A 14,367-nucleotide genomic window follows, 5' to 3' on the forward strand; every position below is an offset into this window, starting at 1 on the left:
TATCGTTAAGTGATAGTATCAACAAAAGCGAAAACTCTTATTCACCAACCTTGGTGTTTGAGATTAGTGTACCAACGCCAGTGTCGGTAAATATTTCCAATAAAGTCGCATGTGGAACACGGCCATCAATAATATGAGCGCTCGTTACACCAGCATTAACCGCAGATAGTGCACAGCTAATCTTAGGTAACATGCCGCCATAAATGGTACCGTCAGCAATTAAGGCATCAACTTGTGCAGTGCTCAATCCAGTTAATACATTGCCTTGCTTATCTTGTACGCCTGAGATATTGGTCAGCAGCATAAGCTTTTCTGCACCAACGGCCTCGGCAACCTTGCCAGCAACAAGGTCGGCATTGATGTTGTAAGAATTGCCTTCGTCATCCACACCGATTGGTGCAATAACAGGAATCAGGTCGCTATTTTCAAAGAACTTTAGGAAGCTGGTGTCGACGCTGGCAACTTCGCCAACGTGGCCAATATCCACTTGCTCTGGTGCTGACATGCCTTCCGCTTGGTGTTTCACAAAAAGTTTTTTCGCTTTAATAAAGCGACTATCTTTACCTGTGATACCGATGGCTTTACCACCTGCTTCACAAATTAAATTAACGATTTCTTTGTTTACTTGGCCGCCTAGCACCATCTCAACTACATCCATGGTTGCGGTATCGGTTACACGCATACCATTAATGAATTTAGACTCAATGTTCAGTTTAGCAAGCATGTCACCAATTTGTGGGCCGCCACCGTGAACAACGATTGGGTTAATACCAATGGCTTTCATTAAAACGATATCTCGTGCAAACCCAGCTTGTAGGTTTTCATCTGTCATTGCATTGCCGCCGTATTTGATAACCAGCGTTTTACCAGCAAAGCGTTGAATATAAGGAAGCGATTCGCTTAAAACCTTAGCAACATCTAAAGCAGACTCACGAGAAAAAGCCACGGATTATGTACTCCTGTAAACAAAAAATGGGTCGCATAAAAAAATATACAATCTTGATAGGTTTACTATTCTATCAACAATAAAATTACTTAGTTAGTGTGGCAAAACGGTGACAGTCAAGGCTGACAACGAGTGTAAGCAACCACTTAGGTTTGAAATAATAGCGTGATCTTGAAGGATTAACTATAGAAATTTGTATGAAACTTACGAAGTTTAGACTTATGAAAGTTAATTTCGTTTTCGGGAGGAAGGAAGGGTGAGTGAATGTGGTAACGAACACGAAAAGGGTGAATTAATCTCACTCTTTTCGTGTTTTTTCTGCTTACTTTGTGCCTGTGTGACCGAAACCACCTTCGCCACGTTCGGTGCTTTCGAATTCTGTAACGATATTAAATTCAGCTTGAACGATTGGTAATAGAACTAATTGCGCAACACGTTCACCTGGTTCGATAGTGAATGTCGTATTACCGCGATTCCAACAAGAAACCATTAGCTCGCCTTGGTAATCTGAGTCGATTAAACCAACCAAGTTACCCAAAACGATACCATGTTTATGGCCAAGTCCAGAGCGTGGCAGAATTGTCGCTGCCAAACTTGGGTCTTGGATGTAAATAGACAAGCCAGTTGGTAGTAGCGTTGTTTCGCCTGGAGCAAGGTCGATTGCCTGATCAAGACAAGCGCGTAAGTCTAAACCAGCAGAACCTTGGGTTGCGTAAGTCGGCAACGGAATCTCTTTACCGATTTTGTCGCTAAGGATTTTTAATTGAATAGCTTGTTTCATGTTTATCTTCTCTTTTTCTCTAAATTTGTAAGTGTTGTTAAGACGATGACTTAATATGCTGCTGAATAAACTCAACGAGTTGGTTTGCTAGCTCGCTTTTTGCGGCTTTGTCAGGTGACCATGTTTTGTCTTTCGTAATGACGGTGACTTGGTTTTCATCTTGGTTAAAACCAATGTCGCTGCGTGAGACATCATTGGCAACAATAATATCTAAGCCTTTTTTCGCTAGTTTGCCTTTGGCGTATTCGATCACATTCTGTGTTTCGGCTGCAAAGCCAACGATGGTTCTTGCGCGCTTTTGTTGTGCAAGTGTCGCGATGATGTCAGGGTTTTTGACTAATGTCAGGGTGACTTCATCGGTATCTGATTGTTTCTTCATCTTTTGATCGCAGGCCGCTTTCATTTTAAAATCGGCAACGGCAGCGGCGCCAATGAACACATCCGCTTGAGCGCTCATGCTTTGCTGGCAAGCGGCTAACATTTCATCAGCGCTTTTTACATTGATAATATTTGCATTTGCAGGTGTGGATATTTGTACTGGACCACTGATTAGTGTGACTTTCGCGCCACGAGCAATCGCCGCAGCGGCAAGAGCATAACCCATCTTGCCTGAGCTGTGATTGCTGATAAAACGAACGGGGTCGATGGCTTCCATAGTGGGGCCTGCAGTGATCACCCAGTGTTGTCCTGCTAGGTCCTGTTCCACAGAAGTGTTTTGAAAGTGAGTGTTGACAGCATTGAAAATTTCGCTTGGCTCACTCATACGTCCAGGGCCGATATCACCACAAGCTTGCGCACCATCGGCAGGCCCGATGCTTAGCACGCCTCGCTCTGTGAGTAATTTTGCATTGGCTTGGGTTGCCGGGTGACGCCACATGGCTTGATTCATTGCAGGAGCAAGTAAGACAGGTGACTCTGTAGCAAGGCATAAGGTGCTTAATAAATCATTTGCCATACCTTGAGCATAGCGAGCCATGAAGTCAGCAGAAGCGGGCGCTATCAGGATTAAGTCAGCCCATTTTGCTAATTCTATATGTCCCATTCCCGCTTCGGCATTTGGGTCTAATAAAGTGCTGCGAACAGGGTGACCTGAAATGGCTTGCAAGGTCATCTCAGTAACAAAGGCTTTTGCACCTTCTGTTAAAACGACTTGAACCTCTGCGCCAGCTTTGGTTAGTAAGCGAATTAATTCGATGCTTTTATAAGCTGCGATGCCACCAGTAATGCCTAATAGAATGCGTTTTTGAGCGAGATTTGACATAAAAAACTTCTCAATTCGTGCTGTGGTCGATAAAGTGAGTAATAGGCAGGACGCCAGTCTCTTTAAATTGAGAGTAAGATTAACATGGATCAAGGACTAGATCATGAGTATTAAACATTGGCCCGAACAAGAAAGACCCAGAGAAAAGCTTATTCATCAAGGGGCGAGCGCGCTGAGTGATTCCGAATTGCTGGCGATATTTCTTCGAACTGGGACGCAAGGCATCAGCGCGGTGGAATTGGCTCGACAGGTGTTGTCCCAATTTGGTGGTTTGCGTGCGCTTATGTCGGCCAGTCGCGAAGAATTTTGCCAAGGTTTTGGGCTTGGCGACGCAAAATACACCCAACTACAAGCCGTGCTGGAAATGTCCAAACGTCATCTTCAAGAGCAGCTCATGCGCGAAACTGTGTTTACCAGCGCGGAACACGTCCGAACTTACCTTTCTTCTCAACTACGCCATTCCCAACGAGAAATATTCGCGGTGCTGTTTTTAGATACTCAGCACAGGTTGATCCGCTATCAAGAACTTTTTATGGGTACCGTAGATGCCGCGGCGGTTTATCCGCGTGAAGTTGTTAAAGCCGCGTTGCAATACAATGCCGCCGCGGTGATCCTCGCCCATAATCACCCAAGCGGTATCGCAGAACCCAGTCAGGCTGATATCAGTATTACCGAAAAAATTAAGCGCGCGCTGGATCTTGTTGATGTGCGATTGTTGGACCACTTTGTTGTCGGTGATGGCTCTCCTGTATCGTTAGCGGAGAGGGGATTGGTTTAGAAGCTGTTTTTAAGTCTGATAATAGGAAACTGAGAAGTGGGTTGTGTGCTATTTAATTTTAATTTAGTCTAATTAAGGTTCTTTTTTAGTTACTTTATTTGTTTTTTAAGAATTTAAAGTAACTAATTTAGGACTTAGTGAGGTTTGTATTGATGATCTGTTCGAAAAGTTCTAAATTTAGGACATAAAGGTTATTTTAATCTTACAGTGTCACTAAATTGGAACCTTGTATGGCTATCGAAAAATCTGCGGCCGCTCTTTCTGAGGAGCTTGGAGAGCGTTTAAAGCAAGCTAGGTTGAATCTTAACCTGACTCAGTCCGAGGTCGCGGCACTTGCTGGTGTTGCTCGCAAAACGGTTTTAAATGCCGAAAAAGGTAAAGTGCAATTAGAAGTGTTTGTGGCAATCATGATTGCATTGAATTTAACGGATCAATTGAATTTATTCCTGCCAAAACAAGAAATATCACCATTGCAACTTGCTAAGCTAGAGGGTAAAAAACGGCAGCGAGCGTCAGGAGTGCATCGAGAAAATAATAAAGGGAGATTAGAATGGTAATGGAAGTTATTAAGGTCTCTTATCAAGGTCATGATGTTGGTGCTGTAAGCTTTGATGTCGATAAAGGCATTGGAGCTTTTGAATATACAGCAAGCTTTATAAAAAAAGGGATAGAGCTTTCCCCCCTTAAAATGCCGTTATCCAGACGGATTTTTAGCTTTCCTGAACTTGATTTTAATACCTTTAAAGGCTTACCAGGCTTAATTGCAGACTCTCTCCCCGATAATTTTGGTAACTCAGTTCTTAATGCTTGGGTGGCAAGTCAAGGTAAGTCTCCTAATGACATTTCTCCTCTACAACGGCTTCAATACACTGGGAAAAGAGGTATGGGGGCTCTGGAGTATTCACCCGCTACAAAACTTCGTAGCCTGAATGCATCGCAACAAGTTGAAATTCAATCTCTTGTTTCAATCGCGCAAGAAATTTTAGACTCTCGTGGTGTATTTGAGGTAGAGCTTAATAAGGATGGACGAGAAGAAAGGGAAGCAATGTTGTCGTTACTCTCTGTTGGTATGAGTGCTGGCGGAGCAAGGCCTAAGGCTGTATTGGCATTTAATAAAGACTTTACTCAAGTTCGCTCTGGACAAACGACCGTTCCTGAAGGCTTTACTCATTACCTAATGAAATTTGATGGTGTAAATGAACACAATCAGAACCAAGAGACATTTGGGGATCCCTTAGGTTACGGAGCTATGGAATTTGTTTATTATTTGATGGCCAAAAGTTGTGGTATTGAAATGATGCCCTGTAGGTTGCTTGAAGAAGGTGGCAGGCGGCACTTTATAACGCAGCGATTTGATCGCGTAAGTAATACCAAAGTCCATGTCCAGACGCTCAATGGGTTGGCCCATGTTGACTACAATAAACCAGGCTCATTCTCCTATGCAGAAATATTCAGTGTGGCTCGGCAATTAAAGCTGCCTGCAACTGATGCCCTGCAGATATTAAAGCGTATGGTATTTAATATTATTGCTCGGAATCATGATGATCATGCCAAAAATTTTGCTTTCATTCTGAAAAATGAGGGTTGGTCTTTAGCCCCTGCCTATGATTTGGCCTATAGCTACAAGCCTGGAAGTAAGTGGGTTAATAGTCATTGGATGAGTTTAAATGGAAAGAGAGATGGTTTTACGCGAGCGGATTTTTATAGTCTAGAGAAACTCAGCCCCTTATTTGGCAAGAGCAAAATTGACAGCATCATCGATGAAACGATCGAATGTGTTTCTAGGTGGCCGACTTTAGCCCAAGAGTGGAATGTACCTCGGTCTCTTAGAGAGGAAATCCAATCTAACTTAAGACTTAGCCTTTAGATTAATTATGTAAGTGGCATGCCGCTACAAACTCGGTTGTTTTTTTGGCAGAGATAGGCTTAAAGTCGTTTTTACTATTTTAAATAAAGTTCGCTTTTTGGTTTGTTAGTTACAAGAGGACAAGCTTTCATAAAAATGGCACTTCTAAGCTCACTTTGACATTTCCCATTACCACATTGGAGTGGAACTTGAGTATGGTTTTATCGTTTAAAAAGAGTTCTTGAGTGATGATGTCATAGCGTTGCATGCTTTTTGTTGCTATCACCAGAATGAAGTCATTGTCACCGGCAACGTAGTAGGATTGTTGTACTTCTGGGTAAGCTAGTGTTTTCTTTTTGAAATTGTCTACAACGGAACTCCCTCCTTGTACTAAGACGACTTCAACAATGACTAATATATGACCGCCTAATTCAACTGGGCTTAGTACCGCAATTTCTTTTTCTATTACTCCAGATTGTCTCAGTGCTTTTAATCTTCTTTGTACGGCGGTTGCCGACAGACCTATTAGTTGGCCCATTTCTTCGGTTGTCCTTCGGGTATTGGATTGCATTAAATTTAACAGCTGATAATCAAAGGAGCCCATGTGCATAAAATCCTCAAAAAAATTAAAATTACGCAGCTATTAATCTTATTGAGGTAGGTGCTAGTTTCGATAAGGAGCGTCACTATGTTATTTGCTCGATGCTACTAACTGATCATTTTTTAACAAAAAGAATTGCTCAATGGGTTGGCTTATGGGAAAATGCGCGCCGCTATATCCTCGGTATGGGATTTTTTTGATTCATAAGGAATCATGCTCCGCCTGAGGAAGTGAAACACTTCCAATAATCTTTCTGGATAGCAAAAGGTATTTAATTATGTCTCGCGTATGTCAAGTTACTGGGAAACGTCCTATTACAGGTAATAACGTTTCTCACTCAAAACGCCGTACTAAGCGTCGTTTTCTTCCTAACCTTCATTGGCACCGTTTTTGGGTCGAAGGTGAAAACCGCTACATCCGTTTACGTGTATCTTCTAAAGGTATGCGTATTATCGATAAAAAAGGTATTGAATCAGTTCTTGCTGAAATTCGTGCCAACGGCGAAAAAGTATAAGGATCTGAATCATGGCTTCTAAAGGCGCTCGCGATCTAATTCGCATGGTATCTTCTGCTGGTACTGGTCACTTTTACACAACTGACAAGAACAAGCGAAATACTCCTGACAAACTTGAAATGAAAAAGTTTGATCCGGTTGTACGTAAGCACGTTATGTACAAAGAAGCGAAAATTAAATAATTTTTGTTTCTTGTCAAAAGGAACCGACTCATTGAGTCGGTTTTTTTGTATCTAGCATATAGTAGTAGAAGCAAGTTGTTCATCTGGTCAGTTTTTTTTGTGTGTATCTAGTCATCATTGAGGTTAACCATGCCTGAGTTACCAGAAGTAGAAACCACCTTACGTGGCATCGAACCCAAATTAGTTGGGCGCTCTCTCGCTAGGGTCGATATCCGTCAGCCAAAGCTGCGCTGGTTAATCACGCCTGAGCTAAGCTCAGAAATGCCAGGTGAGGAAATTACTCATCTTTCTCGTCGTGGTAAATACATTGGCATTCATACGTCAAAAGGCACCCTGATTGTTCATCTTGGTATGTCTGGTAGTTTGTATTTTGTGCCTGCCGAGACGCCGCCGTTGTTTCATGATCATGTGGATTTTTGCTTTGCCGATGATGATGTATGGTTGAGATATACGGATCCTCGTCGCTTTGGTGCCATTCTGTGGACAACGGAAGATTGGAACAAGCATGAGCTGATTAAGCACTTAGGCCCAGAGCCGCTCTCAGAGCTTTTTAATGCTGATATGCTGTACGCGAGAGCGAAGGGGCGAAAAGTACCCATTAAGACCTTTATCATGGACAGTAAGGTGGTTGTGGGTGTTGGGAATATTTATGCCAATGAAGCGCTATTTAAGGCAGGGATTCGTCCTGATCGTTTGGCTGGCAAGATAAGTAAGGTGCGTTTGGCCCGTTTGGTTGAGTGCATTAAAGTAGTGCTTGCTGCTGCCATTAAACAGGGCGGAACGACCCTAAAAGACTTTGTTGGCGGTGATGGCAAGCCTGGTTACTTTAAGCAGGAGTTGGCTGTTTATGGCCGTGCAGATAAAGCTTGTATCATATGCAGTGCGCCGCTTAAAGAAATTCGCCAAGCTCAACGTAGTACGGTTTTCTGTATTAATTGCCAATCCTGACCAGTTGTTTAAATTAGGCATAAGAATTGCTAATGACTACTGTTGAATATATCGTCCTTCGGCAAATGACTTTGTGATGGGCAATATAGGTAAAAATGTTGCTTAAATTGTGCAGATTACATTGCGGTATTCTGCTAATGGGTTTATTTTTGACCAGTTAGGCAAGGTTAAGAGTTGCCTAGATTAAATTACATACATAAGAGGAATTGGAATGAAAGCTGTCTTTCTTGCGTCCGTCACAGCGTTAGCCATCTCATCAAGCATGGCTCATGCTGCAACAGAACCTGCAGTTGTTTATGATCAAGCGGGTAAATACGATAAGTCTTTTAACGAAGGCGTTTACAATGGCGTGAAAGAATACACGGCCGAGACAGGCATTCAGGTTCGAGAATTTGAACCTAAGAACGAAGCTCAGGTAGAGCAAGGTCTACGCCGCCTTGCTAAACGTGGTTATTCTCCTATCGTTACCGTTGGTTTCAACATGACTTCTGCGGTTGAGAAAGTCGCGAAAGATTTCCCAGAAATCAACTTCACCATTATTGATGGTGTGATTGATCTTCCAAACGTTCAGTCTGTTGTTTTTAAAGAGCAAGAAGGTTCTTTCTTAGTTGGCGCTTTGGCTGCAATGGCATCTAAAACCAATACAGTGAGCTTCGTCGGTGGCATGGATATTCCTCTGATTCGTAAGTTTGCGTGCGGTTATGAACAGGGTGTTAAATATCAGTCTTCTAGTGCCACTGTTTTGCAGAATATGACAGGCTCTACAGGCGCCGCGTTTAATGACCCAACAAAAGGTTCTGAGTTAGCGAAGAGCCAGTTTTCTAAAGGTTCTGATGTTGTTTTCGCCGCAGCGGGGGGGACAGGTATTGGTGTATACCAAGCGGCAAAAGATGATGGCAAATTGGCGATTGGTGTAGATTCAAACCAAAACCACATTCAGCCAGGTACAATGCTAACGTCTATGGTTAAACGTGTAGATCAAGCCGCTTACAAAACTTATAAGGATGCAGCAGCTGGAAATTGGAGACCAGGAATGGTTGTTCTAGGTTTGGCTGAAGGCGGTGTTGATTGGGCGCTAGATGACAACAATGCGAGTTTAATTACAGCTGATATGAAAGCAAAAATGAAAGACATTCGCGCAAAGATTGTCAGTGGTGAAATTAAAGTTCACGATTACATGTCAGATAACACTTGTAACTACTAAGTTGCATCAAAAAACAGTTACTTACATAGTGTAGGTAACTGTTTTTTTTGTTCTAGTGTGTTCCATTTTAAGCAGATGAATTACTTTTAGATATGACGAATAAAACAATGCCATACGCAATAGAATTGCGAGACATCAGTAAACGTTTTGGTGCAGTTCAGGCCAACAAAGACATTTGCTTACAAGTTCCGGCAGGCACGATTCACGGTATTATTGGTGAAAACGGCGCGGGTAAATCCACTTTGATGAGTATCATTTATGGCTTTTATGAAGCAGATACAGGTCACATTGAAGTTGATGGTAAGCGCGTTGATATTCGTAGCTCTCAAGATGCTATCAATGCGGGTATAGGCATGGTGCATCAGCATTTTATGCTGGTAGAAAATTTTAGTGTCCTTGAAAATGTTATTTTAGGTGCAGAAGGTGGCGCGGTACTGAAGAATGGCATCGGTGCGGCGCGAGTAGAATTGCAACGCTTAGCTCATGAATACAGTTTAGACATTGATGTAGACGCAATCGTAGAGGAACTTCCGGTTGGTTTGCAGCAACGTGTTGAGATCTTAAAAGCTTTATATCGTGGCGCGCGTATTCTTATTTTAGATGAGCCTACAGGCGTACTGACGCCACAAGAAGCAGATCACCTGTTTCGCATTCTAAAAGCCCTAAAAGATCAGGGCGTTACCGTATTGTTAATCACCCACAAATTACGTGAAATCATGGCTTCCACCGATAATGTATCGGTGATGCGCCAAGGAGAAATGGTTGCTCATCGAGAAACCGCCAATACCAGTAAGGAAGATCTTGCTGAATTAATGGTGGGTAAAAAAGTTCGCTTAACCGTTGATAAAGATGACGCTCAGCCAAGCGAAGTGTTGTTGTCTGCGCAGAACTTGTCTCAGTTTGACGGCCAAGGCGTTAAGCGCCTAAAAAATGTGAGTTTAGAGCTGCGGGCTGGTGAGATTCTGGGTATTGCTGGCGTGTCTGGTAATGGGCAGAGTGAGTTGTTGAATGTCTTATCAGGTATTACCCCGATGGACGAAGGCGAGATTCATTTTGCAGGTCAAGTTATCACTGCGAAAGCACCAAAAGATGCGGCGCAGATGCGTGATTTGAAAATGGCTCATGTACCTGAAGATCGCCATAAAATGGGCTTAGTAACGGGTTTTGAAGCTTATGAAGCGGCTGTGTTGGGCTATCATAATTCGCCTGTTTATAACGGCAAAATTCTAATGAATCGCAAGGCCATGCTTGATGAATGTAATGAGCGCATGGCGGCTTGGGATGTGCGTCCACCGAATCCTCATCTTAAGACGGCGAATTTTTCTGGTGGTAATCAACAAAAAATTGTTATTGCTCGTGAAGTAGAACAAAACCCTGAAGTGTTATTGATTGGTCAGCCAACGCGTGGCGTTGACATTGGTGCCATCGAAAACATTCACGAACAAATCGTTAAACTAAGAGACTCAGGTAAAGCCATTTTACTTGTGTCCGTTGAATTGGATGAAATTATGGCACTGAGTGATCGCATCATTGTGATGTTTGATGGTGCAGTTGTTGGTGAGCTAGATGCAAAAGATGCCGATGAACGAACCCTTGGCCTGATGATGGCTAATGCCTATAACGAAGAGCAAGAAGGCGAAGAATCAGCAGAGGTGTCCGCATGAGTCAGGCGAAAGTCCCTACTTGGGTAAATATTGCCCTTATCCCTGTGCTAAATATTATGTTGGCCTTCTTGGTTTCTGGTTTGGTGATTCTTGCCATTGGTGAAAACCCAATTGAAGCGGCTGGATATCTTATTTATGGCGCTTTTGGTTACGACGAAGGTATTGGTTACACGCTTTACTACGCAACGAACCTTATTTTTACTGGTTTGGCTGTATCTGTTGCCTTTAAAGGTGGCTTGTTCAACATCGGTGGTGAAGGGCAGGCTTATATCGGTGGTTTAGGGGTGGGTTTGATCTGTTTGTCATTGGATCACACCATGCCGTTTTATGTTATCGCGCCTTTGGCTGTGATTGGCGCGGCGGTATTCGGCGCTGCATGGGGCTATATTCCTGCGTACTTGCAAGCCCGTCGCGGTAGCCACATTGTTATTACTACCATCATGTTTAACTTTATCGCGTCCTCGTTGATGGTTTACTTGATTGTAAACTGGTTAAAAGAAGATGGTCGTATGGCGCCAAATAGCCGGACTTTTGGCGAAAATGCATGGTTGCCTTATTTGCATGAGCTGCTTTCTCCATTGGGTATCGATATTGGTGACTCACCACTTAACCTTGCTTTCATATGGGCCTTGTTGTGCTGTGTGTTTGTCTGGGGATTGATTTGGCACACACGCTGGGGTTATCAGCTACGTACGCTAGGAACCAATCCTACCGCGGCGCGTTACGCTGGTATTGATACAGCGAAAGTAACCATTTGGGCGATGTTGATTTCTGGCGGCTTGGCAGGTTTTGTTGGCCTTAACGAAATCATGGGTGTGAACCATAACTTATTGCTTAACTTTACGGCGGGCTATGGTTTTGCTGGTATCGCTGTGGCCTTGATGGGACGTAATCATCCGATTGGTATTATCTTGGCGGCTATTCTATTTGGAGCCTTGTACCAAGGTGGCGCCGAGTTAGCATTTGAAATTCCAACTATTACGCCTGAGATTGTTGTTGTAATTCAAGGTTTAGTGATTCTGTTCTCTGGTGCGCTTGAGCATATGTTCAAGGATCGTATCGAAGGCTTTTTTATTCGCAGAGCGGTCGCGTAGGGGAAAACTATGTTTGAAACATTGATACTCATGTTAGACGCGACAATGCGCGTTTCTACTCCGCTTATTTTTGCGGCTTTAGCTGGCTTGTATTCTGAGCGCGCGGGCATTGTAGATATCGGTCTAGAAGGTAAAATTTTGGGCAGTGCTTTTGCGGCAGCGGCGGCAGCGTCTGTTTTTGGTTCAGCTTGGATTGGCTTGTGCTTTGGCATAATGGCCTCTGTTGGCTTAGCGATGATTCATGGCTTCGCTTGTATTACTCATCGAGGCGATCACATCGTTTCTGGTGTGGCGATTAATACCATTGTAGCGGGCTTGACGGTGACCTTGTCTATGCATTGGTTTGGTATGGGCGGACAAACACCGGCTTTGGTTGGTGATGCGCGTTTCTTAGATATCACTTTCCCATTTGCAGATGCAATCGCAAGTGTGCCTGTGATTGGGCCGATTTATTCGAACTTGCTAAGTGGCCATAATATCTTGGTATATTTGGCGTTCGCTATGGTGCCTGTGACCTATTGGGTGATTTATAAGACTCGTTTCGGCCTGCGTCTGCGTGCGGTGGGTGAGAACCCTCATGCGGTAGATACGGCGGGTATTTCTGTGTCTTTCATTCGCTATCGCGCCTTGATCATTTGTGGCATTTTATGTGGCCTTGCTGGTGCGTATTTGTCTACTGCTCATAATGCAGGTTTCTTGAAAGATATGAGCGCGGGTAAAGGTTACATGGCATTGGCTGCGCTAATTTTCGGTAAGTGGCGTCCAGTTCCTGTTTTACTAGCTTGTTTGTTGTTTGGTTTCTTAGATGCTGTGGCTGTTCGTATGCAAGGTGTTGTGATTCCTGGTATTGGTGAAGTGCCAGTACAGGCAATTGAAGTCTTGCCGTATGTATTAACCGTCTTGTTGCTTGCGGGCTTCATCGGTAAAGCCGTTGGGCCAAAAGCCATTGGCCGCCCTTATGTGAAAGAGCGAGCTTAATATGTTGGATTTAAACCATGCCTGATTTGAAAAAGAGCACTGCGCTTTTTGAGCTAGCTAAAGAGGCGATGAATAAAGCCTACGTGCCTTATTCTCGCTTTCCTGTTGGCGCAGCGATTTTAACCGCTGGTGGCAAACTATATTCTGGCTGTAACGTAGAAAACGCCGCTTATCCAGAAGGTACCTGTGCTGAAGCGGGTGCAATTGCTTCTATGGTGCTTGGCGGTGATACACTGATTAAAGATATTTATGTTATTGGGAAAGGGGATGAATTGGTAACACCTTGTGGTGGTTGTCGCCAGAAAATTCGTGAGTTCTCTTCTGTGGATACCATGATTCATATTTGTGGCGCAGAAGGCGTGAGAAAATCCCTCACTATGAATGAGCTATTACCCTTCTCGTTTGGCCCAGAGAATCTTGAGCAAGAAGCTAGCTGATTGAAAAGCCTGATGTCTATGAAAACCACCTTCGGGTGGTTTTTTCGTTTAGGCGGTCTTATTTGTCGAAAGCCAACGGGCAAGCATTGGCCCAGCAATCAAGACCAATAGAAAGCGAGCAACCTGCATGGCCATAACGAAAGATACATCTGCGCTGGTCGATGCGGCGATAATGGCAACTGAGTCAGCACCGCCAGGACTTGTGGCGAGAAAGGCTGTGAGCGGGTCGATATCAGCAAAGGTGATCAATAGCATGGCCAAGCAAGCATTGATCGTAATCAACGCTAGAATCGCACCTAACACATGGGGGAATACATGCCAGGCATGTTTTAACACTTGTCGAGTAAAACGAAAGCCAATTCCCCAACCTAATATGGCAAAGCTGATCGCCAGGCACCAATGTGGCAGAACAATAGGCAAAACACCGGAGAACTTAATTGCCAACCCTACCGCGAGAGAAAGCAGTAAAGGCCCGCTTGGTAAGCGCAGTTTTACACCAACAATGCTCGCGATTAAGATGACAGATAACGTGATGGCAAAACCAGACCACGAAGGAACGCCCAGCCAATCAATCGGTTCAGCCGCAACCCCATCGACGTGAAATATCGCCGCAACGACTGTCGCTGCGATAGCACAGCAAGCCACACGTAAATATTGCATGAAAGCGACTAATCGCATATCAGCTCCGTAGGATTCAGACATAATCGTCATCGCCGAAGCGGCTCCTGGAGAAGAGCCCCAAATGGCTGTGGTGCCTGGTAATAATCCACTACGACTAAGCAACCAGCCCAAAAAGCTAGACGCGACAATCGTCGAGACAGTGCCAATTAGAAACAACGGCCATTCCATGGAGATTTTCGCAAAGACCGTCAGCGGAAGACTGTTGGCTATCATCATGCCCAAAATACCTTGAGCCATTAAAAACATTGGCTTTGGCAGTGTCATACCTGCGCCACTGGTGGCTAAAATAATTGCGGTAATCATAGGACCAAGCAGAAGCGCCGCTGGCAAATTAGCGTATTCAAAGCACACCACTAAAACAAAAGAGACTACTAATAAGACGGATAATCGCCAAGTTGTAGGCCAACGAGAAGGGGTTTTACAAAGTAATAAAAAGCGAGAAGTCATGTCTA

At 43.9% G+C, this 14,367-nt stretch carries 16 protein-coding genes; 11 read left to right on the forward strand and 5 right to left on the reverse strand.

Going from position 1 to position 14,367, the window contains the following annotated elements:
- Positions 1-37: 37 nt before the first annotated feature.
- From argB to coaBC, 3 genes are all read right to left on the reverse strand, one after another.
- The gene (argB, locus tag KPL72_RS07790; RefSeq protein ID WP_212917527.1) at positions 38-946 is read right to left on the reverse strand and encodes an acetylglutamate kinase; all 909 of its coding nucleotides are present in this window, start codon (positions 944-946) and stop codon (positions 38-40) included.
- A gap of 322 nt (positions 947-1,268) precedes the next feature.
- Positions 1,269-1,727 carry a dUTP diphosphatase gene (gene dut / locus KPL72_RS07795; RefSeq protein ID WP_212917528.1) on the reverse strand — a complete coding sequence of 153 codons (459 nt, stop codon included), beginning with the start codon at positions 1,725-1,727 and terminating at the stop codon, positions 1,269-1,271.
- Between the two features lie 37 nt (positions 1,728-1,764).
- Entirely contained in the window at positions 1,765-2,988 is a 1,224-nt protein-coding gene (gene coaBC / locus KPL72_RS07800; RefSeq protein ID WP_219702377.1) for a bifunctional phosphopantothenoylcysteine decarboxylase/phosphopantothenate--cysteine ligase CoaBC, read from the reverse strand.
- Between the two features lie 103 nt (positions 2,989-3,091).
- Between coaBC and radC the strand changes: the two genes are divergently transcribed.
- The 3 genes from radC (at position 3,092) to KPL72_RS07815 (ending at position 5,633) form a co-directional block, all read left to right on the forward strand.
- A complete protein-coding gene (radC, locus tag KPL72_RS07805; protein WP_219702378.1) occupies positions 3,092-3,766 on the forward strand; it encodes a RadC family protein in 675 nt (224 codons plus the stop codon).
- Between the two features lie 230 nt (positions 3,767-3,996).
- Positions 3,997-4,323, forward strand: a complete 327-nt coding sequence (locus tag KPL72_RS07810) for a helix-turn-helix transcriptional regulator (RefSeq protein WP_212917531.1) — start codon at positions 3,997-3,999, stop codon at positions 4,321-4,323.
- Entirely contained in the window at positions 4,317-5,633 is a 1,317-nt protein-coding gene (locus KPL72_RS07815) for a type II toxin-antitoxin system HipA family toxin (protein ID WP_219702379.1), read from the forward strand. The genes KPL72_RS07810 and KPL72_RS07815 overlap by 7 nt, the downstream gene beginning before the upstream one ends.
- A gap of 127 nt (positions 5,634-5,760) precedes the next feature.
- Here the strand turns inward: KPL72_RS07815 and KPL72_RS07820 are convergent, their stop codons facing one another.
- Positions 5,761-6,222: an Lrp/AsnC family transcriptional regulator gene (locus KPL72_RS07820; protein ID WP_346729500.1), complete on the reverse strand. Its 462-nt coding sequence runs from the start codon at positions 6,220-6,222 to the stop codon at positions 5,761-5,763.
- A 268-nt stretch (positions 6,223-6,490) separates the two neighbouring features.
- Between KPL72_RS07820 and rpmB the strand changes: the two genes are divergently transcribed.
- From rpmB to cdd, 8 genes are all read left to right on the forward strand, one after another.
- Entirely contained in the window at positions 6,491-6,727 is a 237-nt protein-coding gene (rpmB, locus tag KPL72_RS07825) for a 50S ribosomal protein L28 (protein WP_011978458.1), read from the forward strand.
- Between the two features lie 11 nt (positions 6,728-6,738).
- A complete protein-coding gene (gene rpmG, locus KPL72_RS07830) occupies positions 6,739-6,909 on the forward strand; it encodes a 50S ribosomal protein L33 (protein ID WP_011978459.1) in 171 nt (56 codons plus the stop codon).
- A gap of 129 nt (positions 6,910-7,038) precedes the next feature.
- Positions 7,039-7,857, forward strand: a complete 819-nt coding sequence (mutM, locus tag KPL72_RS07835; protein WP_212917534.1) for a bifunctional DNA-formamidopyrimidine glycosylase/DNA-(apurinic or apyrimidinic site) lyase — start codon at positions 7,039-7,041, stop codon at positions 7,855-7,857.
- 211 nt (positions 7,858-8,068) lie between these two features.
- On the forward strand, positions 8,069-9,061 hold the full coding sequence (locus KPL72_RS07840; protein WP_212917535.1) for a BMP family lipoprotein: 993 nt from the start codon (positions 8,069-8,071) through the stop codon (positions 9,059-9,061).
- Between the two features lie 92 nt (positions 9,062-9,153).
- Positions 9,154-10,725, forward strand: coding sequence for an ABC transporter ATP-binding protein (locus tag KPL72_RS07845; RefSeq protein WP_219702381.1), 1,572 nt, complete (start codon positions 9,154-9,156; stop codon positions 10,723-10,725).
- Complete coding sequence (locus KPL72_RS07850) at positions 10,722-11,819, forward strand: ABC transporter permease (RefSeq protein WP_212917537.1); 1,098 nt, start codon at positions 10,722-10,724, stop codon at positions 11,817-11,819. The genes KPL72_RS07845 and KPL72_RS07850 overlap by 4 nt, the downstream gene beginning before the upstream one ends.
- Before the next feature lie 9 nt (positions 11,820-11,828).
- Complete coding sequence (locus KPL72_RS07855; protein ID WP_212917538.1) at positions 11,829-12,797, forward strand: ABC transporter permease; 969 nt, start codon at positions 11,829-11,831, stop codon at positions 12,795-12,797.
- Positions 12,798-12,814: 17 nt separating this feature from the next.
- Positions 12,815-13,234, forward strand: coding sequence for a cytidine deaminase (gene cdd / locus KPL72_RS07860; protein ID WP_212917539.1), 420 nt, complete (start codon positions 12,815-12,817; stop codon positions 13,232-13,234).
- A 48-nt stretch (positions 13,235-13,282) separates the two neighbouring features.
- Here cdd and KPL72_RS07865 read toward each other — a convergent pair whose 3' ends face one another.
- Positions 13,283-14,362 carry an AbrB family transcriptional regulator gene (locus tag KPL72_RS07865; protein ID WP_219702382.1) on the reverse strand — a complete coding sequence of 360 codons (1,080 nt, stop codon included), beginning with the start codon at positions 14,360-14,362 and terminating at the stop codon, positions 13,283-13,285.
- Positions 14,363-14,367: the final 5 nt, after the last annotated feature.

This window comes from Marinomonas lutimaris, from assembly GCF_019426345.1.
In the GTDB taxonomy this organism is placed as follows: domain Bacteria; phylum Pseudomonadota; class Gammaproteobacteria; order Pseudomonadales; family Marinomonadaceae; genus Marinomonas; species Marinomonas lutimaris.

Bases quoted from the DNA above. Each gene is read 5' to 3' on its own strand.
- rpmB (WP_011978458.1), top strand. From the start codon at position 6,491: ATGTCTCGCGTATGTCAAGTTACTGGGAAACGTCCTATTACAGGTAAT.
- KPL72_RS07865 (WP_219702382.1), bottom strand. From the start codon at position 14,362: ATGACTTCTCGCTTTTTATTACTTTGTAAAACCCCTTCTCGTTGGCCT.
- KPL72_RS07820 (WP_346729500.1), bottom strand. From the start codon at position 6,222: ATGCACATGGGCTCCTTTGATTATCAGCTGTTAAATTTAATGCAATCC.
- cdd (WP_212917539.1), top strand. From the start codon at position 12,815: ATGCCTGATTTGAAAAAGAGCACTGCGCTTTTTGAGCTAGCTAAAGAG.
- radC (WP_219702378.1), top strand. From the start codon at position 3,092: ATGAGTATTAAACATTGGCCCGAACAAGAAAGACCCAGAGAAAAGCTT.
- KPL72_RS07810 (WP_212917531.1), top strand. From the start codon at position 3,997: ATGGCTATCGAAAAATCTGCGGCCGCTCTTTCTGAGGAGCTTGGAGAG.
- rpmG (WP_011978459.1), top strand. From the start codon at position 6,739: ATGGCTTCTAAAGGCGCTCGCGATCTAATTCGCATGGTATCTTCTGCT.
- coaBC (WP_219702377.1), bottom strand. From the start codon at position 2,988: ATGTCAAATCTCGCTCAAAAACGCATTCTATTAGGCATTACTGGTGGC.
- KPL72_RS07855 (WP_212917538.1), top strand. From the start codon at position 11,829: ATGTTTGAAACATTGATACTCATGTTAGACGCGACAATGCGCGTTTCT.
- KPL72_RS07845 (WP_219702381.1), top strand. From the start codon at position 9,154: ATGACGAATAAAACAATGCCATACGCAATAGAATTGCGAGACATCAGT.
- mutM (WP_212917534.1), top strand. From the start codon at position 7,039: ATGCCTGAGTTACCAGAAGTAGAAACCACCTTACGTGGCATCGAACCC.
- KPL72_RS07850 (WP_212917537.1), top strand. From the start codon at position 10,722: ATGAGTCAGGCGAAAGTCCCTACTTGGGTAAATATTGCCCTTATCCCT.
- KPL72_RS07815 (WP_219702379.1), top strand. From the start codon at position 4,317: ATGGTAATGGAAGTTATTAAGGTCTCTTATCAAGGTCATGATGTTGGT.
- KPL72_RS07840 (WP_212917535.1), top strand. From the start codon at position 8,069: ATGAAAGCTGTCTTTCTTGCGTCCGTCACAGCGTTAGCCATCTCATCA.
- dut (WP_212917528.1), bottom strand. From the start codon at position 1,727: ATGAAACAAGCTATTCAATTAAAAATCCTTAGCGACAAAATCGGTAAA.